The 26,827-nt window shown below is 65.2% G+C and carries 33 protein-coding genes; 13 read left to right on the forward strand and 20 right to left on the reverse strand.

Annotated elements, in window-relative coordinates; all coding sequences use genetic code 11:
* Positions 1-101: 101 nt before the first annotated feature.
* The 3 genes from B0E47_RS00095 to B0E47_RS00105 all read right to left on the reverse strand — a co-directional run bounded on the left by B0E47_RS00095 (position 102) and on the right by B0E47_RS00105 (position 3,003).
* Positions 102-1,079, reverse strand: a complete 978-nt coding sequence (locus B0E47_RS00095; RefSeq protein ID WP_139351282.1) for a hypothetical protein — start codon at positions 1,077-1,079, stop codon at positions 102-104.
* A gap of 515 nt (positions 1,080-1,594) precedes the next feature.
* Positions 1,595-1,834: a hypothetical protein gene (locus B0E47_RS00100; RefSeq protein ID WP_077511262.1), complete on the reverse strand. Its 240-nt coding sequence runs from the start codon at positions 1,832-1,834 to the stop codon at positions 1,595-1,597.
* Between the two features lie 137 nt (positions 1,835-1,971).
* The gene (locus B0E47_RS00105; RefSeq protein WP_077511264.1) at positions 1,972-3,003 is read right to left on the reverse strand and encodes a helix-turn-helix domain-containing protein; all 1,032 of its coding nucleotides are present in this window, start codon (positions 3,001-3,003) and stop codon (positions 1,972-1,974) included.
* Between the two features lie 92 nt (positions 3,004-3,095).
* Between B0E47_RS00105 and B0E47_RS00110 the strand changes: the two genes are divergently transcribed.
* On the forward strand, positions 3,096-3,884 hold the full coding sequence (locus B0E47_RS00110) for a sterol desaturase family protein (RefSeq protein WP_077511266.1): 789 nt from the start codon (positions 3,096-3,098) through the stop codon (positions 3,882-3,884).
* A 180-nt stretch (positions 3,885-4,064) separates the two neighbouring features.
* A complete protein-coding gene (locus B0E47_RS00115; protein WP_254422750.1) occupies positions 4,065-4,337 on the forward strand; it encodes a hypothetical protein in 273 nt (90 codons plus the stop codon).
* A gap of 12 nt (positions 4,338-4,349) precedes the next feature.
* On the opposite strand, the gene B0E47_RS00120 is transcribed toward B0E47_RS00115, so the two are convergent.
* The 7 genes from B0E47_RS00120 to B0E47_RS00150 all read right to left on the reverse strand — a co-directional run bounded on the left by B0E47_RS00120 (position 4,350) and on the right by B0E47_RS00150 (position 9,065).
* Positions 4,350-4,997 (reverse strand): glutathione S-transferase family protein, encoded by a 648-nt coding sequence (locus B0E47_RS00120; protein ID WP_077511270.1) that lies wholly within the window; start codon positions 4,995-4,997, stop codon positions 4,350-4,352.
* A gap of 177 nt (positions 4,998-5,174) precedes the next feature.
* The gene (locus B0E47_RS00125; RefSeq protein WP_077511272.1) at positions 5,175-5,579 is read right to left on the reverse strand and encodes a VOC family protein; all 405 of its coding nucleotides are present in this window, start codon (positions 5,577-5,579) and stop codon (positions 5,175-5,177) included.
* Positions 5,580-5,755: 176 nt separating this feature from the next.
* Positions 5,756-6,235, reverse strand: a complete 480-nt coding sequence (locus tag B0E47_RS00130; protein WP_077511274.1) for a VOC family protein — start codon at positions 6,233-6,235, stop codon at positions 5,756-5,758.
* Between the two features lie 179 nt (positions 6,236-6,414).
* On the reverse strand, positions 6,415-7,260 hold the full coding sequence (locus B0E47_RS00135; RefSeq protein ID WP_077511463.1) for a diguanylate cyclase: 846 nt from the start codon (positions 7,258-7,260) through the stop codon (positions 6,415-6,417).
* Positions 7,261-7,336: 76 nt separating this feature from the next.
* Positions 7,337-7,714 (reverse strand): hypothetical protein, encoded by a 378-nt coding sequence (locus B0E47_RS00140; protein WP_077511276.1) that lies wholly within the window; start codon positions 7,712-7,714, stop codon positions 7,337-7,339.
* 62 nt (positions 7,715-7,776) lie between these two features.
* Positions 7,777-8,577 (reverse strand): hypothetical protein, encoded by an 801-nt coding sequence (locus B0E47_RS00145; protein WP_077511278.1) that lies wholly within the window; start codon positions 8,575-8,577, stop codon positions 7,777-7,779.
* Entirely contained in the window at positions 8,574-9,065 is a 492-nt protein-coding gene (locus tag B0E47_RS00150; RefSeq protein ID WP_077511280.1) for an RNA polymerase sigma factor, read from the reverse strand. Before B0E47_RS00150 ends, B0E47_RS00145 begins: the two co-directional genes overlap by 4 nt.
* Positions 9,066-9,186: 121 nt before the next feature.
* Here B0E47_RS00150 and B0E47_RS00155 point away from each other — a divergent pair, with 121 nt between their 5' ends.
* Positions 9,187-10,434 (forward strand): S8 family serine peptidase, encoded by a 1,248-nt coding sequence (locus B0E47_RS00155; protein ID WP_077511282.1) that lies wholly within the window; start codon positions 9,187-9,189, stop codon positions 10,432-10,434.
* A 105-nt stretch (positions 10,435-10,539) separates the two neighbouring features.
* Entirely contained in the window at positions 10,540-11,604 is a 1,065-nt protein-coding gene (locus B0E47_RS00160) for a hypothetical protein (protein ID WP_077511284.1), read from the forward strand.
* A 195-nt stretch (positions 11,605-11,799) separates the two neighbouring features.
* Here the strand turns inward: B0E47_RS00160 and B0E47_RS00165 are convergent, their stop codons facing one another.
* Both B0E47_RS00165 and B0E47_RS00170 read right to left on the reverse strand, forming a co-directional pair.
* On the reverse strand, positions 11,800-12,246 hold the full coding sequence (locus tag B0E47_RS00165) for an SRPBCC family protein (protein WP_077511286.1): 447 nt from the start codon (positions 12,244-12,246) through the stop codon (positions 11,800-11,802).
* A 74-nt stretch (positions 12,247-12,320) separates the two neighbouring features.
* The gene (locus tag B0E47_RS00170) at positions 12,321-12,677 is read right to left on the reverse strand and encodes a DUF1428 domain-containing protein (protein ID WP_077511465.1); all 357 of its coding nucleotides are present in this window, start codon (positions 12,675-12,677) and stop codon (positions 12,321-12,323) included.
* Between the two features lie 71 nt (positions 12,678-12,748).
* Here B0E47_RS00170 and B0E47_RS00175 point away from each other — a divergent pair, with 71 nt between their 5' ends.
* Positions 12,749-13,789, forward strand: coding sequence for a Dyp-type peroxidase (locus tag B0E47_RS00175; protein WP_254422751.1), 1,041 nt, complete (start codon positions 12,749-12,751; stop codon positions 13,787-13,789).
* A gap of 7 nt (positions 13,790-13,796) precedes the next feature.
* On the opposite strand, the gene B0E47_RS00180 is transcribed toward B0E47_RS00175, so the two are convergent.
* Positions 13,797-14,447 carry a glutamine cyclotransferase gene (locus tag B0E47_RS00180; RefSeq protein ID WP_077511290.1) on the reverse strand — a complete coding sequence of 217 codons (651 nt, stop codon included), beginning with the start codon at positions 14,445-14,447 and terminating at the stop codon, positions 13,797-13,799.
* A 9-nt stretch (positions 14,448-14,456) separates the two neighbouring features.
* Entirely contained in the window at positions 14,457-15,677 is a 1,221-nt protein-coding gene (locus B0E47_RS00185; protein WP_077511292.1) for a helix-turn-helix domain-containing protein, read from the reverse strand.
* Between the two features lie 139 nt (positions 15,678-15,816).
* Here B0E47_RS00185 and B0E47_RS00190 point away from each other — a divergent pair, with 139 nt between their 5' ends.
* The 4 genes from B0E47_RS00190 (at position 15,817) to B0E47_RS00205 (ending at position 18,364) form a co-directional block, all read left to right on the forward strand.
* Entirely contained in the window at positions 15,817-16,470 is a 654-nt protein-coding gene (locus B0E47_RS00190) for a glutathione S-transferase family protein (protein ID WP_077511294.1), read from the forward strand.
* 20 nt (positions 16,471-16,490) lie between these two features.
* The gene (locus B0E47_RS00195; protein WP_077511296.1) at positions 16,491-17,276 is read left to right on the forward strand and encodes a DUF899 domain-containing protein; all 786 of its coding nucleotides are present in this window, start codon (positions 16,491-16,493) and stop codon (positions 17,274-17,276) included.
* A gap of 49 nt (positions 17,277-17,325) precedes the next feature.
* The gene (locus B0E47_RS00200; RefSeq protein ID WP_217318870.1) at positions 17,326-17,622 is read left to right on the forward strand and encodes a hypothetical protein; all 297 of its coding nucleotides are present in this window, start codon (positions 17,326-17,328) and stop codon (positions 17,620-17,622) included.
* A gap of 196 nt (positions 17,623-17,818) precedes the next feature.
* Positions 17,819-18,364, forward strand: coding sequence for a hypothetical protein (locus tag B0E47_RS00205; RefSeq protein WP_168170982.1), 546 nt, complete (start codon positions 17,819-17,821; stop codon positions 18,362-18,364).
* 360 nt (positions 18,365-18,724) lie between these two features.
* Here the strand turns inward: B0E47_RS00205 and B0E47_RS00210 are convergent, their stop codons facing one another.
* Entirely contained in the window at positions 18,725-20,104 is a 1,380-nt protein-coding gene (locus B0E47_RS00210) for a chloride channel protein (protein ID WP_077511300.1), read from the reverse strand.
* 275 nt (positions 20,105-20,379) lie between these two features.
* Between B0E47_RS00210 and B0E47_RS00215 the strand changes: the two genes are divergently transcribed.
* On the forward strand, positions 20,380-21,690 hold the full coding sequence (locus B0E47_RS00215; RefSeq protein ID WP_168170983.1) for an amidohydrolase family protein: 1,311 nt from the start codon (positions 20,380-20,382) through the stop codon (positions 21,688-21,690).
* Positions 21,691-21,805: 115 nt separating this feature from the next.
* Here the strand turns inward: B0E47_RS00215 and B0E47_RS00220 are convergent, their stop codons facing one another.
* A complete protein-coding gene (locus tag B0E47_RS00220) occupies positions 21,806-22,030 on the reverse strand; it encodes a hypothetical protein (protein ID WP_139351283.1) in 225 nt (74 codons plus the stop codon).
* A gap of 75 nt (positions 22,031-22,105) precedes the next feature.
* Between B0E47_RS00220 and B0E47_RS00225 the strand changes: the two genes are divergently transcribed.
* Both B0E47_RS00225 and B0E47_RS00230 read left to right on the forward strand, forming a co-directional pair.
* Positions 22,106-22,849, forward strand: coding sequence for a DUF4386 domain-containing protein (locus B0E47_RS00225; RefSeq protein ID WP_077511306.1), 744 nt, complete (start codon positions 22,106-22,108; stop codon positions 22,847-22,849).
* On the forward strand, positions 22,846-23,193 hold the full coding sequence (locus tag B0E47_RS00230; protein ID WP_254422752.1) for a DUF6326 family protein: 348 nt from the start codon (positions 22,846-22,848) through the stop codon (positions 23,191-23,193). Before B0E47_RS00225 ends, B0E47_RS00230 begins: the two co-directional genes overlap by 4 nt.
* A gap of 71 nt (positions 23,194-23,264) precedes the next feature.
* Here B0E47_RS00230 and B0E47_RS00235 read toward each other — a convergent pair whose 3' ends face one another.
* The 4 genes from B0E47_RS00235 to B0E47_RS00250 all read right to left on the reverse strand — a co-directional run bounded on the left by B0E47_RS00235 (position 23,265) and on the right by B0E47_RS00250 (position 26,313).
* Positions 23,265-24,293: a C13 family peptidase gene (locus B0E47_RS00235; RefSeq protein ID WP_077511308.1), complete on the reverse strand. Its 1,029-nt coding sequence runs from the start codon at positions 24,291-24,293 to the stop codon at positions 23,265-23,267.
* Between the two features lie 15 nt (positions 24,294-24,308).
* Entirely contained in the window at positions 24,309-25,001 is a 693-nt protein-coding gene (gene mtnC / locus B0E47_RS00240; RefSeq protein WP_077511310.1) for an acireductone synthase, read from the reverse strand.
* Positions 25,002-25,105: 104 nt separating this feature from the next.
* Entirely contained in the window at positions 25,106-25,666 is a 561-nt protein-coding gene (locus B0E47_RS00245) for an acireductone dioxygenase (protein ID WP_077511312.1), read from the reverse strand.
* On the reverse strand, positions 25,663-26,313 hold the full coding sequence (locus B0E47_RS00250; protein WP_077511314.1) for a methylthioribulose 1-phosphate dehydratase: 651 nt from the start codon (positions 26,311-26,313) through the stop codon (positions 25,663-25,665). The genes B0E47_RS00245 and B0E47_RS00250 overlap by 4 nt, the downstream gene beginning before the upstream one ends.
* Before the next feature lie 164 nt (positions 26,314-26,477).
* On the opposite strand from B0E47_RS00250, the gene B0E47_RS00255 reads away from it, so the two are divergent.
* Positions 26,478-26,810 (forward strand): high-potential iron-sulfur protein, encoded by a 333-nt coding sequence (locus B0E47_RS00255; protein WP_077511469.1) that lies wholly within the window; start codon positions 26,478-26,480, stop codon positions 26,808-26,810.
* The last annotated feature ends 17 nt before the right edge of the window (positions 26,811-26,827 follow it).

A 26,827-nucleotide genomic window follows, 5' to 3' on the forward strand; every position in this document is an offset into this window, starting at 1 on the left:
TGACCCCGTTCGGTTGGAAGTGTTATTGGCTGCGAACCGGGTGCAAGGGCGAGGGCTTGGCGAGCGCCTTTTTCGCATTGCCGCTTGTCCCTTCCGAAGGCTCAGAACCGGTAGCCAACGCCGATGCCGATGCCGTTTGAGCTGAGATGGATGACGTTGCCGTCTTCCCGGCTGCGTTCGTCCTGCCCGAGATAGCGATGGACGACGTAGGCGATCGCCTGCCAGTGCGGTGCGAACTCGTACTCCAGGCCCAGTTCCTCTTCCTCATTGGTCTGTGCGAGCCGCACCTCGCCCCCTTCGGTGCGCAGGCTGTTGACCCAGGGCAGCCGCCCCAGCGTGACGTCGGCCGTGAGCTTCAGCGCGTCGGTCAACGGATAGCGCAGGTGCAGGCCCAGCGTGGGCACGGGAAGCTCCTGCACGTAGAAGTCTTCCTTCAACTCGTGACCGGTGCTGTCGGCGGCGATGCTGCCGTCGAGTCGGAAGTTGAGCATCACGTAGGTTGCGCCCACGCTGCCCCACAAGCGGCCGCCATTGCCGAAGTCGGTCAACCGGTGCCAGTACGACGCGTCGAACGCGACGAAATCCTGAAAATGAGTAATGGTGTCCAGGCGTCCGGGAGCGATGGTGGTGCCGTTGTAATACATCGGCGTGCCGATCAGCGTGTGGCCGTTCAGCCGGCTGGTGGAAAACCCGAAGTGCAACTCGCTGGCGTCGGAAAGCGGCTTCCAGGCGTCCAGCCTGATTGTTTGCATATGGTTGACGCCAAGCCCGTCGTGGATGGGCAGCTGCGTGCCCTGGATGGCGTTTTCCCGCACGCGGACCCAGCCACCGGGCGTCGCCTGTTCGGCGCGGACCGCCACGTGCCAGCTGTCGTCGTCTGCGTGCGCGGGAAGACTGATCAGTCCAGCGGTCGCGACCAGCAAGGCAGCGCTACCCAGGATGGAGCGCAGATAGGATTTCGTTCTGGACATGGCTGTGTGGCACGGGGTTGCAAGCCGCCTCGACCCGACATGGATGCCCTGAACCTGTGCCGCCAGTTTACTCTCGGGCCGAAACAGTAAAAAAGGTGTCGGGGACAAATGGCACTTGCTTAAGCCCGTTCGTCCCCGGATCAGGTCCGGGGCAGGCTCTGAGCGTAGGCCGAAGGCCGCACGCGGGGAGTGGCTATGGATGGCCACAGCTTTAAGGAGCGAGGAAGTCGAAGGACATGCCGGCATGACCACCGCTTGGCGGCGCTTCGACTCCGCCCGCTGCGCGGGCTACGCTCAGCGTGAACGGTTGAGAACCGAATGGCCCCAGGCCCTAAGTAAGTGCCATTCGTGTCGGGGACAATTTCGGGACGCCATTCGACGACAGATAGCCATGCGGAAACCGGGACAGAGGAAGTTACTAAGACGAAACAAAGTATCCGTACAAGAGAGGCTCTAAAACCCCTAGTTTCATGCAGTTTTTGAAATTGGTATGTTCGACTACAAAGTTTCGGCTTAGTAAATGCCGGGCGGCACAAGGCCTTCTCCGCCTGGGCCCGCTTAACTTCCTCTGTCCCGATTTCCGTATTGGCCTTGGTCCGGAGGGCAGCCGGCCAGGACCCACTTCATCCGGAGCAGCCACCGCAACATATGGTCGGCAACTGCGCCACCTGTTCCGGCGCCACTGTCCAGCCGGTTCGCCGCAGTACCTCGATCAGGTCCCCCACCGTCACGTAGGAGGATATCCGCATCACCAAGCCCCTCATGTCGAGATCGACTACCGCATTTGGATCGACATCGAACATGACGTCCTGGATGACGTTGGGGCCGGGGCAGGCATCGGTGAGCGCGATATGGAATTCCATTCGTATGGTCTCGTTTCATGCATATCGTTGTGGTGTAGCGATACTGCATGTTCCCCGAGCAGCGCAATTGGCGTCTTGATCCCGGTCAGGTGGAGCAGTGGAAAAAGGTGTCAGGGACAATGTCAGGGCGCTCCACGTCAGGCCGTCGACAACGAGCGCCGCATCGCGCCGAAGCGGCGCCGGTACTGGATTGGCGCAAGTCCGACCTTGCGCCGGAACAGCTTGCCGAAAAAGCCCGCGTCCTCGTAGCCGATCGCGTTGGCGATCGCCTCGACCGGCTCGTTGCCGGCCTCGAGCATCTGCTTGGCCTCCTCGAGGCGCAGCGTGTGGACGTACTCGAGCGGCGACAACCCGGTGGCGCGCTGGAAGCGTCGCTTGAACGTCCGTTCCGGCAGTTCGCTCAGACGCACCATCGCGGCAACAGGCGCCGGCTCCTGGTAGTGCTCGGCGATCCAGACCTGGCATCGTGCGATCAGCGCATCCTCGGACTGGCGTGAGCGCGCGAGCCGCGCGTACGGCTGCTGGCCGACGGCATGCCATTCGACGAGGTTCATGCGTGCCGTGTCCATGGCTTGCCCGACGCCGGCGAAGCGGGAGATCAGGTACAGCGTGAGATCGGACCAGGACGTGCCTCCCCCGGCCATGATCAGGCGATGCCCTTCGCCGGTGACGACCAGTGCGTTCTCCGGGCGCATGCGAATGCGCGGGTGGCGTCGCGCGATCGCGTCGGCGAAAGCCCAGTGCGTCGTCGCATCGTAGCCGTCAAGCAGGCCGGCCTCGGCGAACAACAGGGCTCCCGAGCAGGCCGAGGCGAGCACCGCGCCGCGCGCATGGCAATCCTTGAGCCAGGCGATCTCGGTCGCGAAACGGTCCAGGTCGAAAGGGCCGCCCGGGTCGACCGCCAGGTCGGGAATGACGACGACATCGGGGCAGCCGATGCGATCGATCGTCGTCTCCGGCGTCACGTGGACGTCGTTGACGACCGGGAACGGGCCTTCGCGCGTGGCGACGACGACGGGCTGCACCACGCCCGGTCCCGCATCGCCGCCGATCGCCATGTTCCAATCGCGGCCGGCCGAACGGAACAGGTCGTACATGCCGTAGAGGACCGATGCCGAGGTCTCGGGCACGGCAAGGATCGCGATCACGGGTTGCGGGGCTGCGGTCATGGCCGATCCGTCCGATTCGCTGCCGAAATGACTGGGGGCGCTGGCTGTCGCGTGGGCTATCGTAACCCGTACCAGGCAAGCCGGAGTCGCCCATGCCCACGCCGATTGAAGTCCTGCTCGATCCGGTCTCCCTGACCGTTTTCGCCATCTACGCGACGCTGATCCTCTGGGAGCATTGCTTCCCGGCGCGCGAACTGCCCCGGGCGCCGGCATGGCGCATGCGCGGACTTGCCGCGTTCATCCTCTTTCTCGCGCTGTCCACGTACCTGCCGCTGCTATGGACCGAATACCTGTTGCCGTGGCAGTTGTTCGACCTCAGCCATCTCGGCATTGCGACCGGCGCCCTCGTCGGCGTCCTCGTCTACGAATGCATCGGCTACTTCTACCACCGCGGCATGCACGCCTCCGACCTGCTGTGGCGTGGCCTGCACCAGATGCACCACAGCGCCGAGCGCATCGATGCCTGGAGTGCGTACTGGTTCCACCCGTTCGACATGATCGGCTGGACCGTCATGTCGAGCCTCGCGCTGACGCTCGTGGTCGGCCTGTCCACGTCGGCGACGACGGCTGCCCTGCTTGTCTTCACGCTGCTGTCGATCTTCCAGCACACCAATGTGCGCACGCCGCGCTGGCTCGGCTACATCGTCCAGCGTCCCGAGAGCCACTCCTGGCACCATGCGCGCGGACGGCACCGCAACAACTATGCCGATGTGCCGCTGTTCGACATCCTGTTCGGTACCTTCGACAACCCGCACGACTTCGCCCCGGCGACGGGGTTCTACGATGGTGCCTCGTCGCGCATCGGCGACATGCTGCTGTTCCGCGAGGTCTCGGTGAATCCGCTCACGCACGAGAATCCGCAGGGCGCTGCTTTGCCGTAGCCGATGCAGTAGCCGCGGCTCTGCGCAATAAGTGGGTCGGAGCCCGTTACATCCAAAGAGTCCGGGATATGGGAACCCGGCATGCGCAGCTGGCGATTGCCTGGGTGGGCAACGGCCAGGCACGTGCGGAGCGGGGCCGACCCGGCTATCGTGCTGTTCTGATCATGCACAAACACCTTGATGAAAAGCTACGAGCCACCCCTCACCACGAATCCGCACGCTCCCCTCTACCGCGTCGATAAAGGGATCAAGGCAGCCCAGCAACGGCTGGATGCCGCTATCGATGCCAAGCGCCATCACACCAGCCAGAATCTGGCCCACGAAGTGATCACGGAGGCGCGCGAAGGACTCAAAAAGTCGGAGCAGTTGCGTGTGCTCAAGATCAAGGAACTCGCGCAGAGGGCGGCGGAGACCGGGGCGGCTGTGGACGGACGAAGCTGGGACTCAGAGTGAGGTGGCCCCTTTTCATTGAGCCTTGCCAGTGAACACCGCCAACTGAGCGGCGAAAGCGCGCTTGAATGCAGGCCGTGCTTCGCCACGGGCGACATAGGCGGCGAGGTTCGGGTACTCGTCCAGCATCCCCGATGCTTTCAACCGGAGCAGCACCCCTGCCATCATCAGGTCGCCCGCGCTGAACGCACCGTCGAGCCAGTCGGCCTCGCCGAGGCGATCGGACAGTTCGCCCAGGCGGGCACGGATGCGATCCTTGATGAGCGGCAGGCGCTGCTCGGACCAGGGCTTGTCGCTCTCCAGGAACTTGGCGGTCTGGAGTTCGAGGATCGGCGGCTCCACCGTGTTGAGCGAGGCAAACATCCATGTGATCGCGCGCGCCCGGGCATTGGCATCTTCCGGCAGCAGGCCCGCATGGCGCTCCGCGATATGCAACACGATGGCGCCCGACTCGAACAGGGCGAGATCGCCTTCTTCATAGGTGGGGATCTGCCCGAAGGGATGCAGCGCCCGGTGCGCGGTTTCCTTCATCGCACTGAACGAGAGCAGACGAACCGTGTAAGGCTGGCCCACTTCTTCCAGCGCCCAGCGAACGCGCATGTCGCGCGCGAGTCCTCGGCCGCGATCGGGCGAACTTTCAAAGGCGGTGATGGTGGGGATCATGGGAACGCTCAAGGTGATTGCATGACGTCATGGGAAAACAGGGCGGATTGGCTTGATTGAATAGTTGGCCGTACTTGATTGGAGCGATGCACGAAATCGGCAAGCACGGCGCCGCCGGTTGAGCATCCGGTGCACGCGGTTGTCAGGCCGCATGGTATTCGTGGTTGAACATGCAGGTCATTTCTGTTCCGGCATGGCGCTCATGTGGAAGATCCCCCACCCATGGCCGTCCGGGTCGACAAAGCTGTGCGAGTAAATGAAGCCGAGATCTTCCGGCTCGTCGTAGGTCGAACCGCCCGCGGCAAGCGCTTTGGCAACGAGGCCATCCACCTCATCACGACTCTCGCAACTTAGGTTGAGCAAAACTTCGACGGCCTTGCTGGTGTCGCAGATGGCCTTGGGCGTGAAGTCACGAAACCTGACGTGCGTAAGCAACATGACGGAAATCGTGTCGCTGACGACGATGCATGTGCCAGTGTCGTTGGTGAACTGCAGGTTTTGTGAAAAACCGAGTGACTTGAAGAAGGCGATTGACTTCGGGAGGTCGGCGACAGGGAGGTTGATGAATACTTGTTTGCTCACGGATTTCTCCTTTGTGTTGTTGGTTGCGATGATGTGCGGTGCGGCCTGGCCCCCACATGTCCCTGGACTTCCTCGCGCCTCAAAGCCGTGGCCATCCATGGCCACTTTTCGCGAGCAGCCTTCGGCTTGCGCTCAGAACCTGCCCCGGACCCGATCCGGGGACGAACGGGCGTTCGTCAGCCGCGCCGCGCGGCCTCGATTGCGGCGATGTCGATTTTCGTCATTGTCATCATCGCGTCGAACGCGCGCTTGGCGACGGCAGGGTCCGGGTCGGTGAACGCGGCGGTCAGGACGCGCGGGGTGATCTGCCACGACAGCCCCCACTTGTCCTTGCACCAGCCGCAGACGCTGGCCTGGCCGCCGTTGTCGATGATCGTGTTCCACAGGCGGTCGGTTTCGGCCTGGTCGTCGGTCGCCACCTGGAACGAGAACGCATCGGTATGCGGAACCCCGGGGCCGCCGTTCAAGCCCAGGCACGGAATGCCCATGATGGTGAACTCGACCGTCAGCACATCGCCCTGCTTGCCGGCAGGGTAGTCGCCTGGAGCACGATGGACAGCGCCCACGGCGCTGTCCGGGAACGTCCTGGCGTAGAACGTGGCGGCATCCAGCGCGGTGCCGTCATACCAGAGGCAAATCGTGTTCTTGCTGACCATGCGGGTTCTCCGGGTTCAGGGCGGGGAGGGTGCCCTTCATTCTCTTCGACGAACGACCGGCGCGCAGATCGACACGCAAAACTCGGGTCAGTCCAATTGTTGGCGAAAAGTGTTTGCGATTCCGGGGATGGATCGGGACCATCTGCATCGTCCCACGCGAAGCCGGCATCACCGCATGGCTACCTACGGCGCTTGGCCGCATACATCGCGCGGTCGGCGTGCGTCAGCAGGGCGTCCGGGTCGCTGCCGTCTGCCGGGAAACAGGCAATGCCGATGCTGGCATCCAGCCGGAACAAGCCATCGGGCAGCGTGTACGGAGGGCTCAGCCGGGCACGGATACCGTCGGCAATGGCCTGGGCTGCCCTGATATCCCTGCAGCCGGGCAGCAACGCCACAAACTCGTCGCCACCGACACGGGCGACGAGGTCGCCTTGTCGAAGGCTTTGCTGAAGCCGCTGTGCGACCTCGTGCAGCACGCGGTCGCCGGCGTCGTGCCCGCACCGATCGTTGACTTCCTTGAAGCCGTCCAGGTCCAGGTAGAGCACAGACAACCCATCGCCGGTTTGCGTCGCGTGGGTGATGGCGTATTGCAGTTCGCTCCGCAACCGGCGGCGGTTGGGTAATCCGGTCAACGAGTCGTGGCTGGCGCGATGCTCAAGCTCGCGCTCGGCGTGGCGCAGCTCGGTCACCTCGTGGGCCACCCCGATACGCACGCCGTGCTCGGGCAGCCAGCGGGCCGACCATTGAATGTCCACGCTGTGACCATGCTTGTGGATATAGCGATTGCGGAAGTGGCGCTGCAGCTCTCCAGCCGTTACATGTGCGGCCTGCTGCATGGTCGCCGCGCGGTCGTCGGGATGGACCAGCTCGAATATTCGCCGACCAAGTACTTCATCGGGGGTGTAGCCGAGGATGCGCTCGAAGCTCGCATTGACGTACAGGAGATGGCCTTCGGCATCGACGACGCAGACTGCATCGGGCATCAGGTCGAGTACTTCGGCGAGCGGAGGCAATTTCGGGATCATGATGTTGCCGGGCTGGTGGCGGTGCCGTGCTGCAGTGTCGGTATGGTAGCGTCTGGGAAACCACGGGAGATGGAGGTCATGCGCCACCCACCCCGGGAAAAGGCCGGAGTCGAAGGACACCCGCCTGATCGAAAAGCGGGATTCCGTGCCGATCCGGTTTCAAGACCACAGCCAGAGGGCTGTTTGTCACGCTGACCGCGATCAGCCATGAGAGCAGTAGCTCGAAGCGCATCTGAGCCTTCACGTGCTGGAGCGCACGCCTGGCGTGGTCGGGCTGACGCTGATCCAGGCGGCGATCGCTGTCGTCGAGTGCGGTGCCGGCGCGAATTTCTTCGACGTTCGACGGTGGGTGCATGTCGTCTCCTTCGAGGAAATCCCAGCCCGGCGTCGCGGCCAGCGCTTGCCCGAAGCTCGATTTGCCGTTGCCGAACGCGCTCGTCACCACAATCACCATGGACCTTCCTTAGCCAGTGCGAGCGCTGGGTCGCGCTTGTTTCGAGGCCGATGCATTTAGGTTCATGGCCTCGTTTTTCCGTCCTCTTGAAGCGAAGGCAGTTGATGCCAGCCGGCATCACGCGCCGCGCGCTCCTGCTGCGCATCGAAGACGTCGCCGCGCAGACGCGCGTCGACCGCGGCCTCCACCGCGGGCGGCAAGGTACTCGCCGCCTGGCGCAGTTCGCCGCCTTCCGACGGGGCCATCGCGCTGAGCACGAGCAACGCCCAGCCCGCATTTTCGTGGCAGGCAAGGCCGGCTCGCGCCGGCGGGGCGCGCAGCACGAAGGTGCGGCAGATGCGCCCGTCGGTACTGCGGAAACTCAGGCCGATGGCGACCGGGGCATGCGCATCCGGTTCGCTCGCCAGCGCCTCGTCGAGCGCATGGGTCAAGGTGCCCGCGGCGAATGATTGGCCGCCCTGCATGCGCACCATGTCGCCGCCGGGCTGCCACCACCACCACAAAGCCACGGCGAGCAGCGCCACCGATGCGGCCAGCGCGGCACCTGGCACAAACCGGCGACGGATCGCACGGCGGCGGGTCGCGCCCGTGCCATGTCGGCCCGCAGGCATGCCGAGCCGCGTGGCCGCTATCGCGGTCTGCGCGGATGGCGGCTGCAACAAGGCGGACAGGTGCGCCGGCACCGGCTCGTCAAGCACCGGATCGAATGCGGCGCGTAGCTGCGCACGCACGTCGCGCGCGTGCTGCACGCGGCGGGCGAGCACGGCGTCGTGCGCCAGCGCGGCGTCGATCCGTGCGCTACCCGCCGCATCGAGTTCGCCGTCCACGTAAGCCTGCAAGGTGTCGTCGTCGATCGGGTTCATGTGTCTTTCCCAAGATGGGCCTGCAAGGTGGCGCGGGCGCGGGCCAGGCGGCTGGTGACGGTGCCCACCGGCACTTCCAGCAACGCGGCGGCCTCGCCGTATGACATGCCCTCGACCAGCACCAGGGCCACCACTTCGCGATGGTCCGGCGCGAGCGCTGCCAGTGCCATTGCCAGTTCCAGTTGTTGCGCCGGCTGTGTACTGGCGCGGTCGGCAGCCATCTCACCAGCTTCCTCGGGCGCGAACAGGTGTTGTGCCCGGCCGCGTGCACGCAGCTCGTCCCGCCAGGCGTTGCGCGCGATCGCGAATACCCACTTGTCCAGCGCGGCATCCGGCTGCCACTGCGCGGACCGGGCCAGTGCGCGCTCCAGCACGATCTGCACCAGGTCGTCGGCATCGGCAACCTGTCCTGCCAGCGCCCGCGCCAGGCGACGCAGGCGCGGCAACAGCGGGATCAGTCCTTCGCGCACGGCATCGCTCGAATTCACGCATCACCTTCCATTACGCCTGGAGGGGAGGATTCCTTCCCTCGTGCGCATCGGCGCAGTCCGAGGGCGTAAAGCGGGCCCATGCTAGCATCCGGCCCCGTTGCTCCCGAGGCCGTTGGCCATGTCTCTGCGCCGTCCGTTCGCCGTGCTCGTTCCGCTGCTGGCCATCGCATTTGCGGTGGCCGGTGCGATGCCTGCGCAGGCGCAGGTGCTCGGCCCGGTGCAGGGTCTGCCCGGCGTGCAGGTTCCCGGCGTGGGCTTGCCCGTTGTCGCTCCCGCGCAGCCCCTGCGCAGCGTCGACGATCTGCTGCGGGGGTCACTGGCCGTCACGCGAAGGTTGCAGATCGACGCGCTGCTGCGCGAAGAACCCAGGCGCGTTGGCATCGACCCCCACGGTGCGCCGATCCTGCGCCACGAATTTCTCGCCATGGGTCTGTCGGACGCGCAACTCGATGCCGTGCGGGCGTCAGGTTTCAGCGTGGCTCGCGAAACCCCGGCGGACGCGACGCTGGGCCTGGATTTCGTAGTCCTGCACGACACCCGCAGTCGCAGCACGGCCAGGGCCATGCGCGCCTTGCAGCGAGCCGCACCGGACGCGACGTTCACCTACCAGCACCTCTACCTGCCCGCGGGCCAGGGCGAGGTGGCCCGCGCAACCAGCTCGGCGGCTCCATCGTCCGGCGCAGCGACACGACGCGTGGGACTGATCGATGGCGGCGTCGACCCGGCCGATCCCGCGCTGGCGCGTGCGCACATCGAACGGCATGGCTGCAGCACGACGAATCCGTCGCGGCACGGCACCGCGGTCGCCGCGCGCCTCGTCGACGGTGATCCGGTCACGCTGTATGCCGCCGACCTGTGGTGCGGCGACGCGGTCGGCGGCGCCATCTCGAATCTCGTGGACGCGCTCGCGTGGATGGCGCGCGAACGCGTGGCGGTGATCAACATCAGCCTGGTCGGACCCGACAACCCGGTGCTCGCGCGCGCGGTGCAGGCGATGATCGCGCGTGGCCACGTGCTGGTCAGCGCAGTCGGCAACGATGGACCCGCGGCACCGCCGCTGTTCCCGGCGGCCTATCCGGACGTGATCGGTGTCAGCGGTGTCGACGCGCATGATCGCGTGCTGCCCGAGTCCGGCAGCGGCGACCAGGTGGATTTCTGCGCGTCTGGTGTGGTCGGCAGCGGCCGCAACGCATTGCGCGGTACTTCGTTCGCGGCGCCGATCGTGGCGCGAAAAGCCGCCCAATTGCTGGACGCGCCTCGCGATGGCGCTGCGGCGCAGGTGCAGCGACAACTGGTCGGCGAGGCCCGCCACCTCGGCGCCCCGGGCCACGACCCGCGCTATGGCTACGGCCTGCTGTCGCCCTGAATCTGAACGCGCCCCAACCGAAGCCTGCTGGCATGGAAGGATCCCCGGGGCGCGAACGTACAGGACCCCGGAAGCCGCGGATTCGCCGCAGGCAGGAGGTCCCCCATGCGAAACACGACGCTCAACAACAAGACTTTCGGCATCACCTTGTTCGCCGGTGCCTTTGCCCTGGCCGTGATGGTCCCGGCGCACGCCCAGATTCTGGGTGGCGGTGCGCTTCCCGGTGGCATCACGGGTAGTGGCGGGTTGGCCGGTTCGCTCAATTCAACGATGGGCCAGATGGGTGGCCGGCTCGACGGTTCCGCGCGTGGCATGGGCAACCTCCATGCTCCCGACATCAACCAGCGGGCTGCCGCGCTGCGTGCGGAGCGCCTGCATCAACGCGCCACTTCGGCCGCCGCTTCGGCGACGGACACCGCTGCACAAGCCACCCGCCAGGTGAACGGCCAGGCCGCTGCTGACGCCGCCGGCGGCCTCACCGGTGCGACTGGTGCCAGCGCCGGCAACGGCAACAGCAACAGCGCTGCGCTGGGCGGCACCGGGCAACTGGGCTCGTCGGCGGCGGGCGCAGTCGACACTTCAGGTGCACGCGATGCCGTAGCTGGCGCCGCGGGCCAGGCCGTCGGCCAGTCGCGTTCAGCCGTCTCGATGGCCAAACGCGGTGCCCAGGATGCGCTGAACCGCGCGCAAAACGTGGCCGGCGACGCGTCCGCGAATGCCGAAGGTGCGGCCGAAGGCTCGGCCACTGCCGGCCTGAGCGTGGCCCGGCAAGCCACCGCTACCGGCACCCAGTCGGCCCAAACCGCCGGCTCGCTCGGCACGGACGCCGTCGGCGCCACGTCGCAGGCGACCTCGACCGGTGCGAGCACTGCAAACCGGTCGTCGGGTAACGCCGCGAATGCGCAGGCACCGACCACGCAACCGGGCCTGCTGTCGCCGACATCCAGTGCGTTGCGCGGCGCTGCTGACAAGACGGTCGACGTGTCCGGCTCGGGTGCAGCCAACGGCAACGCGAACGGCAACGCCGGCTCGACCTCCGGCAGGGGTGGCTCGGCCAACGCCAGCGGCCGGGCCGGCGCCCGGGCCAGTGCCCACGGTTCCGCCCGCGACGGCATCTCGACTTCGGTGCAGCCCACCGGCGACGCCAGTGCGAATGCGCAACAGCACTGAATTGCCAGCACCGGAAAAACCGGAGCCCCCGTTTGCGGGGGCTCCTCCGTTTCCGGCCTACCCAATTTTGGGGCCCTCCGCCAGGGTGATCGACCGTGGCCGTGGGCGATCGCATCGACTTGATCTTGCGAAACAGCCACCTGGATTTCCGTTCGCGCGGGAATAACGCCATCAGGGCCGAGGGCCGCCTGCAAGTCAGTCCGGAATTTCTGGCTCCACCAGCTTGCCGAGCAATACCAGCGATTCCTGCCAACCCAGGTAGCACAGCTCGACCGGGATCATCTCGGGTATGCCTTCCTGCACCACATGCATTTCGGTGCCGCAGGAAACGGCGCGGAAAGTGATGGTGGTGGTCATCTCGCCAGGCAGGTCGGGGTCCTCGAAGCGATCGTCGTAGCGGATGCGCTCGCCCGGCACGAGCTCGCGATAGGTGCCGCCGAAGCTGTGGCCATTGCCGCTGGAGAAGTTGGTGAACGTCATCCGGTAGCCGCCGCCGACCCGTGCGTCGAACTGGTGCACCTTGCAGGTAAAGCCGTTCGGCGGAAGCCATTTGGCGATCGCATCGGCATCGAGGAAGGCGCGGTAGACCCGCTCGGGCGGAGCACGCAGCACGCGGTGAAGACGGAGGGTGTTGCCGGCCATGACGGTTTCCTTTGCAGAGGATCGGATCCTGCCTTGCAGGGCAAGTTGCCAGAGCGTATATCGATCTGCCGCAACTATGCGGACAGGCTTACCACCGGCATGAAGCCGCCGAAGATCATGCGCTTGCCGTCGAAAGGCATCTTGCTGGCTTCCGGCATGCGCGGATCCTTCATGATTTTCTCCATGCCGGCATCGCGGGTGGCCTTGTCAGGCCATTCGATCCAGGAGAACACCACGGATTCGTCCTTCTCTGCCTGCACGGCACGGCGGAAATCGGTGAGCTTGCCGTCGGGCACGTTGTCGCCCCAGCACTCCACCACCCGGGTGGCGCCGAACTCCATGAAAACGGCGTCAAAGGTCTTGGCGTGCGCGATGAACTGCGCGCGGTTGGCGTTGGGTACGGCGATCACGAAACCATCGATGTAGGACATGGCTGTCTCCTCGGCGGTGGCCGGTATGGCCACCCTCTTGCCTGCGACGAACGGGCGCATGCAGGATCGACATGGGGGCGTGGTGCTGTCGACCCCATTATTTTGAAACCGGGTATCAGCCCGCTTTGGAAATCCATTCAGCCCCGTTCATACTGGGGAAAACCATTCGCAAGGGGTGGATCGTGTCTTCCGTCATTCCGCAACCGGTTGTCGCCAAGCTGACGAGTGCCGCCATTTTTCTGGTGGTGACGCTGCATCCCGAGCCGCACCATGAACCGGCGGTGCGAGCGCTTTGTGGTGATCTGGCGTCTCTCCTGCGCGGGGTGGGTTTCCACGAACCTGATGGCCGCCTGTCCTGTGTCATGGCCTTCGGGTCGGACGCCTGGGACCGGTTTTTCGGGAAACCGCGACCCGCTGATCTGCACCCGTTTCGCGAGATCAGGGGGCAGCACCATGCGGTCGCCACACCGGGGGACCTGCTCTTTCATATCCGAGCCATGCGCATGGACCTGTGCTTCGAGCTGGCGACCCGGATCATGACGCGCCTCGGCGACGCCGTCTCGACGGCGGACGAAGTGCATGGCTTCAAGTATTTCGACGAACGCGATCTGCTCGGCTTCGTCGACGGCACCGAGAATCCGGTGGACCAGGCTGCCATCGACGCGGCGATCATCGGCGACGAGGACGCCGGCTTTGCCGGTGGAAGCTATGTCATCGTGCAGAAGTACCTGCATGATCTGAAGGCGTGGAACACGGTGCCGGTGGAGCAGCAGGAACGCATCATCGGCAGGGCGAAACTGTCGGATATCGAGCAGGACGATACCGCGAAGGCTCCCTACGCGCACAACGTGCTGACCAACATCGAGAAGGATGGCGAGCAGTTGCAGATCGTGCGCGACAACATGCCGTTCGGCGATGCAGGCAAGGGCGAGTTCGGTACCTGTTTCATCGGTTACGCGCGCGATCCGGGCCGGATCGAGCAGATGCTCGTCAACATGTTTGTCGGCAAGCCGCCAGGCAATTACGACCGTTTGCTGGATTTCAGCAAGGCCGTCACCGGCACATTGTTCTTCGTCCCGTCGGCAACGTTTCTGGACAATGTCCAGGCTTGAGAAGACTTCAGCGTGAACTGGCCCGGCTTTTGGGCCGGCGGATGGCGGTGACCTTGCCGCTGCGTCCGCCGCCACAGAAGAAGCGGTCGCTGCCATCGGATTCGAGTCCCGCCACGCCGACACCGGCTGGCATCTTCAGGCTCTCGAGCACTTCGCCGGTGGCGGGGTCGATGCGGCGCACATCGCTTTCGTCGCCTTCCCACGTGCCGTGCCACAGCTCGCCGTCGACCCAGCTGACGCCGGTGACGAAACGGTCGCTCGTGATGCTGCGAAGAATCGCCCCGGTTTCGGGATCGACCTGATGGATCTTGCGTTCGCGGTATTGTCCGACCCAGAGCGAGCCCTCGGCCCAGGCGAGCCCGGAGTCGCCACCCGCGCCCGGCGCCGGGATGGTGGCGAGCACGCGGCCAGTCGTCGGGTCGATCTTCTGGATGTTGTTCTCGACGATCTGGAACAGGTGGCGGCCATCGAAGGCCGTACCCGCGTGCGCGGCGACATCGATCGTGTGAGGTGCTTCCTTGCTGGCCGGATCGAACGCAGCCAGTGCATCGCCGGTGGCAAACCAGACGCGCTTGCCGTCATAGGTGACGCCATGCACTTCGCCGATACCCGGGAAGGGGCCGTATTCGCTGATGATTTCCGCGTTTGATCGTTTCATGCATCCATCCTAATCGCCGGGGAAGGGTGCCGGGAGTAACAAGCTTGTCGGGAATCCCGGCACGGGCGGGGTCAACCAGCGAAGCGCCCGGCCGCGACCGAACGAGTCCACCTTGTGTGCGGCGGCTAGCGCATCGAGTGCGCGCTGCACGCTGCGCTGGCTGGTGCCTAGCGCCAGTGCCAGCGCCGAGCTCGACCATGCTTCGCCATCGGCGAGCAGGGCAAGCACCGCCGCATGCGCGTCGTCGACGGGCCGGGCCAGCACCACGACCTCGCTGGCGTAGTGTGGCGCCAGGGTGAAGCCGTGCTTCGTCGCACTGATGTCGGCCATGGTGCGAAGCTGGGTGCGCAGGCGCCCGACTTCGACGCGCAAGCGCGCACGATGCGATTCGTCGGCATGCTTCGTGCGGAAGGCTTGTGCGATCAGCGTGGCGCGTGGCACATCACCGGGCCACGCTTCGGCCAGGATCCGTGCCAGCGCGAACAACACCGGGCGCCGCTCCAGCGAAATCATTGAACGCGCATCGCGCACGACGTAGCGGCACGCGTCGACGACGAATGCGGTGGAGGTCAGCCATGTCTCGACCTCGTCGAGCTGCAGGAGCCGTTCACCACCGTGGGCGATCAGGCGTGCAGCGGGCAGCTCCAGCACGCGGAAGGCGTTTTGGACTTCCGCCATCAGCGCCGGAATGCCAGCCTGGCGCGCCGCCTGTTCGGCTCGAACGAGGGCGGCGCGTGCCGGCGCCGTGCGCAGGCGACGGATCGCGATGCCCGCGACGACCAGTTCGCAGGAGGCCCGCGACGCGGGCGGCAACGCGGCCGGGTCGAGTTCGGCGAGCGTGCGCTCGGCGTCGTCGAGACGTCCGATCAGCAGCAGTCGGCGGGCCTGGAGATAGCGCGCATACGCGGCGTTCGCGTGATCGCCGTGCGCTTCCAGCGTGGCCAGCGCGGCATCGAGCGCCTTCGTGGGTTCGCCGAGGTCGCGCGAAACGAGCGCAATCTCGGCCTCGGCGACGGCGCAGCGTGCGCGGGCCATGGTTTCGTGCGGATTGAAGGCGCGCGCGGCGCGGCGCAAGAGCGCCTTCGCACGCGCGAAATCGCCAAGCTGGGCCATCGCGATGCCGCGCAGTGCGAGCGCCGGCGCATCGTCGCGCAAGGCGACGCGCTTCAATGCGCCGAGCGGGTCACCCGCCGCGAGCGCACGTGCCGCGGCCGTGATCAGGGAGTCCATTTCAGCGAGCCTTGTTTGAATCCCGCCACACTTGTCACTCCCACCCTTGGATGGCCCGGCCGCAGTCTATCTCACGCTCACCAACCAGGGTGCCGGCGACAACCGGTACCGACATCACGTGAATGCGAGGAGAAACAAGATGGAAAAGATTGCCGTGTGGGGCTTCAGCTGGGTGCCGCCTTTTGCCCAGGGACTGGTGCGTGACCTGCGCGCGCGCTGGGCGCTCGAAGAGGCGGGGCTTGCCTATGAAAGCCGGTGGATCGGCATCGAGGAACGGAACTCCGCTGCCTATCGACGCAAGCATCCGTTCGGCATGGTGCCCGTGCTCGAATCCAGTGACGGAACCTTGATCGAATCGGGCGCCATCGTCCATGCCATCGCCGAACAGTGCAAAGCGCTCATGTCAGCCGACCAGCGCGCCGAAACGCTCACCTGGATGTTCGCTGCACTCAATACCGTCGAGCCGCCGCTGTGGAATCTGTTCGTGATCGATCAGCTGAACCATGACGAGGCATGGGCAAAGCTGCGGCGTGCCGGGGCAGTTGACGAGGTACAGGCTCGATTGGCCGCACTGTCCGAATGTCTCGACGGTCGCGATTATCTGCTGGGTCGTTTCACGGCGGCCGACATCCTGATGGCCACCGCGCTGAGGTTCATCCGGCATACGGATCTGCTGGCCGGAATCCCGCGGCTCGATGCCTACGTCAAGCGTTGCGAGGCGCGGCCAGCCTTCCAGGCGGCCTTGCGCAACCAGGCGACTGGCTACGCGCGCAACGCACCGATCGCAGCCTGAATTCTGGAAGGAGAGCAGCGATGACTACATACAAGACTGGAACACGTGAGGAATGGCTGGCAGCGCGGCTTGAGCTGCTCCAGGCGGAGAAGGAGTTCACCCGGCGCGGCGACGAGCTGGCGCGGCAACGGCAGGCGCTGCCGTGGGTGCGCGTCGACAAGGATTATCGTTTCGAGACCGAATCAGGTAGCGCTTCGCTGGCAGATCTGTTCAAGGGGCGCTCGCAGCTGCTCGTCTATCACTTCATGTTCGGGCCCGACTACAAGGCGGGATGTCCCACCTGCTCGTCGATCGCGGACGGATTCAATGGCTTTGCGATCCACCTGGCGAACCACGACGTCATGTTGATGGCGGTGTCGCTGGCGCCGTTCGCCAAGCTGCAGGCGTACAAGCAGCGCATGGGTTGGACGTTTCCGTGGGCGTCTTCGTTCGACGGTGATTTCAACGCCGATTTCAACGCCTCGTTCACCGAGGAACAACAGCGCGAGGGAGGCATCGAGTACAACTATCGACGTGAGCCGCCAGCGTCGCAAATTCCTTTCAAGATGGGCAAGGAAGCGGGCGACGAATCGCCGCCCGTCCAGAACGCCATCATGACCGGAACCGACGTCTCCACCTATCTGCGCCAGCGGCCGGGCATGAGCGCCTTCGTGCTCGCGGATGGCGTCGTCCATCACACTTATTCCACTTATGCACGCGGACTGGACGGCCTCTGGGGCATGTACCAGTGGCTCGATCATGCCCCCAGGGGACGCAACGAGACGGGCATGTGGTGGCGCCGTCACGACGAGTATGACCAGCGTTGAGTCATGTCCTGGCGGTGGTGCAAAGATGCTTCATGGCGGGAGAGAGGACGTGGGCGAGGTGCATGCTGACGCAGGTGTCTGTGCCGCCATCGGTCAGGGAGGCGGCGATGCGGTTTCCTTCCGCGCAGTCGACTGGCTGGGCCTCGCGGCTGCGCCGACGTTCGCCCTCATGGCGCTGCTGACCGGTGTCTTCGGCCGCGGTCCGATGGATATGCCTTGCTCAGCCGCGCACGGCGTCTCGCCACTGAGCAGCATGGTGCTGATGTATGGGCTGATGAGTGTCTTCCACTTGGCACCCTGGCTGAAGTGGATTGCTCGCCATCGCCGCGGTATCCGCCGAGCCTGATCCGCGTTCGCCACATAAAAACCAAGGTGCCAGAGACACTATTCATCACTACCATGAATGTCTCTGGCACCCTGGTTTTATCCTCAGCGGCATGCCGACCGTCGATACGGCCCCGCTTGCGGGTGCCCCTGTCCCTTTTGCGGATCATTGCCGGGAGCGGCAGGCGAGGTGTGCCACGCCTGATCGGGGGATGTGCATGAGAGCGATGAAGCTGGCATTGCGCCTGCGCGAATACGACTGGATGGCAGCGGTCATCGAACTCGCGATCGTCGTCGTCGGCGTCCTGATCGCGCCGCAGGTGAGCAACTGGAACCAGGATCGGATGGATCATGCACGCGCGGATGGCTACTACCGGCGCCTTCATGCCGAGTTGATCGTCGATCAACACAACATCGACAACACGCTGGTGTTCTGGAAAAAGGTGTCGGACTACGGCACGGCCGCCATCGCCAACGGAGAAACCGGGCAACGCGTGGGCGGCTCGAACTGGAAGACCATGCTGGCCTGGTACCAGGCCAGCCAGATGATGCCTTTCGAGCTTCAGGACACCGCCTATACCGAGATGCGCGATGGTGGGGGACTGGCCCTGGTTGAGCAGGAAGGGCTGCGCAAGCAACTGGCCGGCTATTACCAGCTCGCCGGTACCGGCGTCACGGCCAGCATCCTCCGTCACGATCCAGCGTACCGGGTACAGATACGCGGGCTCACGCCCTGGCACGTGCAGCAGTACATCTGGAGCTGATGCTTCCGGGAGGGCAACGCAAGCAACGCGGCGAATCAGGAGCTGATCGATTGTCCGGCGCCGATCGGCGAGGATGAAGCCGCCGCGATTCTTGCCGCCTATCTGCATTCGGACATGTTGTTGCAGAACCTTCGCTCATGGATGTCCACGTTGAGCGTGAGCAAGATGGTTCTCGTTGCAACTCGCAAGGACACGGCCAACCTCGCGGCCGAAGTGCAGGCGGCGCAGATGCGATAGCGGAATATCGTTCCGGCCCGGCAGGATCCGGATCCGCGCCAGGCCGCCGCGTTGCGCGTATTCGGGCGGAACGACGCAAGCGGCATGGCCACGGAGTTGGCGGAGCTGCCGTGTCGTGGCTGGCTACAAGCCGTCCTCCGGTGGCTTGTCGTGCCCGCGTCGCGCAGGTTTTCGCCGCTCGTGCCACCAGTCCAGCAATTCGCTGGACAGGCGCACTTTTTCCTGGCTGACCGGGACGTCGGCGCGGGCGGTCATCCACGAGGTCTTGGTGGCGGCGAGCTGCTGTTCGGGATATACGCTGCGGTGGCCGACGATGAGATAGGCGGCAATCGTGGCGCCGGAGACATACAGGATGCTCTCGCCGCCAAGCATCTCGACGCCCATCAGGATCGCCGCGATCGGGGTGTTGGATGCTGCCGCGACCACGGATACCAGCCCCACGGCCGCGCCCAGCGCCGCGTGCATGCCGAACAGATGGGCGAAGGCGCCGCCGGCCACGGCGCCCATCACGAATTGCTCGGTGATGAGGCCGCCATAAAACCCCGAACCCAGTGTGATGGCGACCAGCAGCGCCTTCCACAAAAAGCCCAGATAGGGCATCGGTTGCCCCTGCAGTGCACGATCCATCAGCGGCAGGCTGAGGCCCATGTAATCGTTGGGGATCACCAGGATCAGCAGCGCCAGCACCACGCCGCCGATGCAGGGGACCAGAGGTGGCCAGATCGCGAAGCGAACGCGCAACCGGGTGAACTGTCGCTTCGCCCCATGCAGCAACTCGATGAAGATCCATGCCACGGCGCCGCAGAGGATGCCGATCGCCACGGTTTTCAGGAACAGCCATTCGGTGAAGACGCCGGCGAACGAGATGTCGATGTGCGGATAAGGCACGCCCCAGAAACGGCTGACCTCGTAGGAGGTCACGCCCGCCACGATCGCCGGAAACAGGAAATTGTGGCGGATGCGGCCGATGGCCAGCACCTCGACGCCGTAGATGGCTCCGGCGATGGGGGTACCAAACACGCTCGCAAAGCCTGCGCTCACGCCGCATGCCACCAGGCGCCTGCGCAGCTCGGAGTTGAGGTGCAGCAGTTCGCCGATGCCGGAGGCGATGCTTGCACCAAGGTGGGAGCAGGGGCCTTCCTTGCCGGCGGAGCCGCCGCAGCCCAGGGTGATGAGCGTGGCAACGGGCTTCACCCAGAATGTCTTCCATGGCAACCGGCCGTGCTGGTCGTTGACCGAAATGATCACCGAATCCTTGAGGCCGGTGCGGTTCAGCCGGTTGCCGTAATGAAGCAGGAGGCCATTCAGCAGCCCGCCTGCCGGCAGCAAGGTCATCTGCAGCCAGAGCGGTGCCGTATAGGTATGTCCGGCGACCGCGAACAGTACATGCAGAAAGAAGCTGCAGCCCGTGCCGACCACGGCGCCGGTCAGGATCGACAGCACCAGCCACTGCAGGACGGTCGCCAGCATCACCAGCGGTTCGGTTAGGTGTGACCGGAACATGGTGGGTGGTCTGCTGCCAGGACTTGAATCGCGACTTTACCAAACGCGCCTGCGTTGCGGGTAACGGCCGGGGCCTGGTCGGTCGGAAGTCGCTGCGGATGCCGTGAAGGATCCCCTGGCGCCGGTCGCGCTGGCCGACAGGAAATGGCCGGGGCACAATGCGGATGATTCACTCGATACCAACGCGCTCGTGAATTTGCCCGCAGCCCACCAAGGGCCAGTTCACGCAACCCGCTGCATAGCCAAGGGGAACCTGGATGTCTGCAAAAATTCTGATGACGTGCCTTGTGTCGCTGGCCCTGTCCGCGTTGGCCGGGGCGGCGCTTGCCGCCGAACCGGCCTTGCTGCTTGCCCACGTGGCGATCATCGACGGCACCGGTACGCCGGCGAAGCCGAACATGACCATCCTCGTCGAAGGCGGTCGCATCGCCGCGATTTATCCGGACGGCAGCCAGCCGGCGCCCACGGGCGCGAAGGTGGAAGACCTGAGCGGTCGCTATGTGATCCCCGGCCTGATCGATGCGCACGTGCACCTTACCGGCGCCGAGCCGGATTTCGCGCACTACGTGCCGCATCTGCAGGCACTGTTGCGCGGCGGCGTCACCGCCATCCGTGACATGGCGGGCGACGATCGCCTGATTGCCTACCTCGCCGGCGAGGCGAATTCGGATGCGCTGGCGTCGCCGGATATCTACTACGTGGCGCTGATGGCCGGGCCCACGTTCTTTGCCGAAGACGTGCGTGCGCAGGAGGCGTCCGCGGGCGAGCGGCTGGGCTTTGCGCCCTGGATGCAGGCGATCGGCCCGGACACCGATATCCGGCTGGCCGTGGCCGAAGCGAAGGGTACCGGGGCGACCGCACTCAAGCTTTACGCCAACCTGCCGCCGAACCTGGTCCGGCAGATCACCGCCGAGGCGCATCGGCAGGGCTTGCGCGTGTGGACGCACGCGACGATTTTCCCGACCACCCCGACCGAAGCGGTGGACGCGGGAGTCGATACCATTTCGCACAGTCCCTACCTGGTCTGGGCGGCCGCGCCGAAGGTGCCGGATGACTACCGGGTGCGCGCGCTGGGTGATTTCACGCATATCCGGCCGGACGCGCCGCAGATCGTCTCGCTGTTCAAGGCGATGAAGCAGCGCGGCACGATACTCGACGCCACCTTGCTGCCGTTCCTGGAGGAGGCGAAGCATGCGTCCGGCAAGGTGGGTGCCGGCATCATGCCGTGGAGCTATGCGGTCACCCGCCTCGCCCACCAGCAAGGCGTGCTGGTCGACGTGGGCACGGACAGCTCGGGGCTTGCCGACGGCGCGCAGGGTCCGAACCTGAAGGCGTTGCCGCTGGTGCACTCGGAGATGGCCTTGCTGGTCGAGCACTGCGGATTTACGCCAATCGAGGCGATCCGTGCCGCCACGCAAATCAGCGCGGCGGCGATGGGCCAGTCGGCACAACGCGGTACGATCACCCCCGGCAAGCGCGCCGATCTGGTGGTGTTGAACGCCGACCCGACGCACGATATAGGCAACACCCGCAAGATCGACTTTGTGGTCAAGAGTGGCCGGATTTATCGCAAGGACGGCGGCTGAGGTCGAAGTTGCCCGGGTTGGCACGCGGGGCTGGTCGGGATGGCGACATCAGTGGCGCGCCGTGCGGGCCGGAGGTAGTCGATGGGAGAGTGCGGCTTGCATCTCTTCGACAGGCTCAAGGTACCGCGCAGGTTACCCCGCTGACCGACGCGATCGCCTGTCCCGGCGTGAGCGCCGCAAGCCGCGCGTCATGCATGCCCTTCGTCCACGATGGCCACTGCTCGCCCACATAGCGTGCGCCGTCCGCGGGGACGGCAAAGACGCTGGCATACCGGATGCGGGCGGCCTCGCGACAGACGCGAAATGCCGCGTCCGGATCCGCGTTACTTCCGGCACTCATTGCGCCGATTCCCCTGCATGGATACTGGCCGCTCATGGTCGCCGGGGCCAGCTGATGGATCGCAGAGGGCATGGCATGACCAGCGAAAGCAGGACGGCGCGGTGGGCGGGGCTGGTCTATCTGGTGGTGGTCGTGACCGGTTTCTTCAGTCTCGGCTATGTACCCGGAAAGATCGCCACAGCGGGCGACCCGCAAGCCTTGTTGAACAACATCGTGGCGCACGAGTACCTGGTCCGTGCCGGCATCGCATCCTTCATCATCGAGCAGGCTGCGTTCCTGCTGCTGCCGCTGTTGCTGTTCCGGTTGTTCGGCGGCATGCATCGCGGTGCGGCGGTGGCAATGGTGGCGCTGGCGGTCACGGCAGTACCGATTGCGCTGGTCGGCGTGGCGCATCGGCTGGATGCATTGCAACTGCTGACGGACGCGAGCGGCTTGCCGCTCGATACGGCGCACGCCATGGCGCGGTTTTCGCTGAACGCATGGAGCCATGACATCTTCGTGGCCAGCCTGTTCTGGGGGCTTTGGCTGTTTCCGTTCGGCTTCCTGGTGATCAGGAGCGGTCTGCTGCCACGCCTGTTCGGTGTGTTGCTGATCCTGGGCGGCATGGGTTATCTGGTCGATGTGGGTGGCGATTTGCTGCTGCCCGGATATGCGGACATGGCGTTCTCCAACTACGTGCACCTGCCTGCAGCGCTGGGCGAGGTGGGTACCTGCCTGTGGCTGCTGATCGTGGGCGCGCGAGTTCGCAGCGCAGACCAGCGTACGAATCCGGGTTCCTCGACCATTGCGAGTCAACATTCGACGGAGCGCCCGGCATGAAGACCATTGCGCTGGATGACATCCAGGTGCATGTGCGATTCAAGCTGTCGGCGCTGTGGGCGGCGCTGATGTTCTGCTACATCTACGGCGACTACTTCGGCCTGTACGTGCCGGGCAAATTGCAGGGCATACTGGCTGGCCGGGGCCCGGTGGGGCCGGTGAGCGAGGGTTCGCTGACCGCCACGGCGTTGTTGCTGGCGGTGCCGGGGCTGATGGTGTTCCTGTCGCTGGCGCTGGCGCCGCGATGGTGTCGCTGGCTGAACATCGTGCTGGGGTTGTTTTATACGGCGATCGTGTTGCTGACCATGCCGGCGCCTGGTGGTTCTACATCACGCTGGGTGTGATCGAGGTCGTGCTGTCGCTGCTGATCGTGGTCGACGCGTGGCGCTGGCCGAGGGGCTGATGCGTCCGCTGGTCAGGGTACTGACGCGGTGCCGGACGATGCGGGCGCCGCCGGTTTGAATGGCACGGCAGGCCCGATCCTGATTCCATGGCGCCACCGCGCCAGCTGATCCTCGATGCCGCTGCCGATATCGATCTGCGGCTCGGACGGGGTCAGTTTGTCCTGCTGCTCCCACTTGGCGATTTCGCCGCGGGCCTGCTTGAAGGCGTCGACGAAGTTGTCGGTGTGGTTCAGGGCGTCGACCAGCCAGGCGTGGCCGAAGTAGGTGATGTCGGATTCGCTGCCGCAGCCGAATGAACTGCGGTCGCTGCGGGCGGCGGTGAGCACCAGGGTGCCGGGGCCGCGCAGCGGGGGCACGAAACCGCCGGAGTAGCAGGCGTTGATCACCAGTACCTTCCACTTGAAACGATGCATGGACAGGATGCCGGCCAGATCCTGCGCGCCGATCTGGTCCAGCGGCAGCGGGTCCATGTCCACCAGCAAGGTATGGTCCTCGCTGCCGTGGCTGGTGACGTACAGCAGCAGGATGTCCTGATCGGGCTGCATGATCTTGTCGAGGCCGCCGAGCGCGGCATCCAGGTTGCTCCAGTCGGCAAGTGGTTGCGTGGCGAGCGTGGCCGGATTGTTTTCCAGTACCAGGGCATGCGCGGTGGCGCCGAACCGTTGGGTGAACATTTGTGCGGCGTATTCGGCTTCGTTGCGGAAGACGTCTTCACCGCCATCGCCGGCGAAGGCGAGCAGGTACAGGTTCGGCTTGCCGGATACGCGTGGAGTGAGCTGGCTCAGTGCGCTTCTCACCATCCGGGGTTGTGCGTACATCACTTGTTCCGGGGTCGGGCCCGCGTCCGGCCAGTCGTCGTCGGCCTGGGCGTTGTCATTGGCGACTACGCTGGAAGCTTGCGGTGGCACCGTGGCGGAGGCGACGGGCACAGTTGCGACCGCCGGCGCCGCGAGGTTGGTCGTGTGCGGGCGATCCGGCATCCACAGCATCAGCAGGATGCCGGCGGCGAAGGCCAGCAGGATGGTCAGGACGGTGCGCATGGCGGGGCTCCCGCGTCAGGCGGAAACGTGGATGGCGTCGAAATCGCGATAAACCGGATGGCGTGGCGACACCGGCAGTGCCTGCGGTTCGCGCACCAGCCAGCCGGTATGGAAGCCGGCAGCCTGCGCGGCGTCGAGCTCTTCCACGATGTCGGACAGGAACAACAGGTGCCGGGGTTGCTCGTCGATTGCCTCGGCGATGCGGCGGTAGGATTCAGCCTCGCGTTTGGGGCCTGTTTCGGTATCGAAATAGCCGGCGAACAACGGTGTCAGGTCGCCGGCCTCGCCATGGCGGAAGAACAACTGCTGGGCCGCCACCGAGCCGGATGAGTAGACGTACAGACGCAGCCCTTCGGCACGCCAGTGTCGCAGTCGGGCGGCGACTTCCGGGTACATGTGGGCGCGATAGCTGCCTGCTTCGTAGCCATCCTTCCAGATCATGCCCTGCAGTGCCTTCAGCGCCGTGGACTTGCGATCCTGGTCGATCCATTGCAGCAGCAGCTCGATGATTTCCTGGCGACTGGCTTCGACCAGGTTGGCTTCCCGCGCGGCTTCATGCAGCCAGTGCTGCACCTCGGGCCGGTCGCCGTGGGTTTCGACGAAGGCGGGCAGGCGCTTGCGCGCGTACGGAAACAGCACGTCGCGGACGAAGCTGATCGAGCTGGTGGTGCCCTCGATGTCGGTGACGATGGCACGGATTTCGATCATGGCGGCTGTCGTCCTGAGTGTAGGAGCCCGCTCGCGGGCGATGCTGTCGATTTGATCCATTTTGGTACGTCATCAGAGCAAGAGCATCGCCCGCGAGCGGGCTCCTACGAATTCCGTATCGCCGGTGCCATGCGCGGGAAGCGCGTGGCGATGTCGTCTCCGGTGAAGCTGGCGACCCAGCCTTCCTTGTTGGTGAACAGGCGGATCGCCACGAAACTGGGCGATTCGCTCATGTCGAACCAGTGGCGGGTGCCGTCCGGCACGCCGATCAGGTCGCCCTGTTCGCACAGGATGTCGTAGACCTTGCCGTCGATGTGCAGGGTGAACTGGCCGGAGCCGGCGACGAAGAAGCGCACCTCGTCCTCGCTGTGGGTGTGCTCGCTGAGGAATTTCTGGCGCAGCGTGGCGCGGTCGGGGTGGTCGGGCGCCAGGCTGATCACGTCGACGGCCTGGTAACCCTTTTCTTTCATCAACCGGTCGATGTCGCTGCGGTAAGCGGCGATCACTTCGTCCTGGCTGGCGCCCGGCACGATCGGCTGGCTGGCCTGCCATTGCTCGAAGCGGATACCGACCTTGCCCAGTTCGGCAGCGATCGCCGCGTGCTCGCCGAGCGTGAGGCGCGCGGTTTGCGGTTCGTTTTCGTCGAAGATGCGCAGGCGGCTCATGATGCCCTCAACTTTCTCAGGTCCAGTTCGCAGCCGAGCAGGAACTCCAGCGCCTCCAGGTGGCGCTCGGTCTCGGCCATGTCGCGGCCCCAGGTGTAGATGCCGTGGCCATCGATCAGGTAGGCGTGCAGCGGCTTGCCCGCGTCCAGCCACGCATCGACCCGGGCGACCAGTTCGGGGATGTGCTGGGTGTTCGGAAACACCGGGATTTCCAGCACGCTTTCATGCGTGTCGTGGCCGCTGATCGCCTTCTGCAGTTCCCATCCCTGCAGGCGGATCACGCCTTCGGCGGCGAACAGCCGCGAGGCCACGCTCTGCGTGCGCGAATGGGTATGCAGGACCGCGCCAGCTTCTGGCCAGCGCCGGTAGACATGAGTGTGCAGCGCGGTTTCCGCGCTGGGTCGTGCTTCGGTGCCGACGCCATGGCCATCCATGTCGATCAGCATGATGTCGTCGCGGCCGAGCTTCCCCTTGTCGCGCCCGGAGACCGTGATGGCGGCGTGAGTCGCATCGACGCGCATCGAGAAATTGCTGCTGGTTGCCGGGGTCCAGCCGCGGGCTGCCAGCTCTCCAGCCGTCCGCGCGATGCAGTCGGCGCAGCCGTTGAACACGCTGACGGATATCGTGTCGGGCAGGGTCTGGCTCATGCGGTTTGGACGTCCAAATGAAGGGCGATGATAACATGCGGCAGCGGGCACTTCCGCTGGAATGAGAGCCATTCTCGCAAGTCAGGAAATATTGCGCCCGCAGGCGTACCATCGCCATGGATCTGGTGCAGGGTGTGCCGGGCGGAAACGATGGAGGCTTGTCCATGTCGAACGATAAAGATATCGAATCGCGTCGCCGATTCCTGAAGGTAGCTGCGGGCACGACGGCAGTGGCGGTGGTGATGGGTGGTCTGCCGCGTTTTGCGCGTGCCGCCGACCTGCCGGCGCTCAGCGATGCCGATCCGACCGCCAAGGCGCTGGATTACGTGGAAGACAATACCAAGTCGGCCAACCCGAAGCACAAGGCCGGCGACGACTGCACCAATTGCCAGTTCTACTCCGGTGGCCCGACCGGGCGCGGGCCTTGTCAGCTGTTCCCCGGGAAATCCGTGAACGCCAAGGGTTGGTGCGTATCGCACTCGCCGAAGAAAGCCTGATCGCAGTATTCGACAGC

The sequence above is a fragment of the Rhodanobacter sp. B05 genome (assembly GCF_002001085.1).
GTDB lineage: Bacteria > Pseudomonadota > Gammaproteobacteria > Xanthomonadales > Rhodanobacteraceae > Rhodanobacter.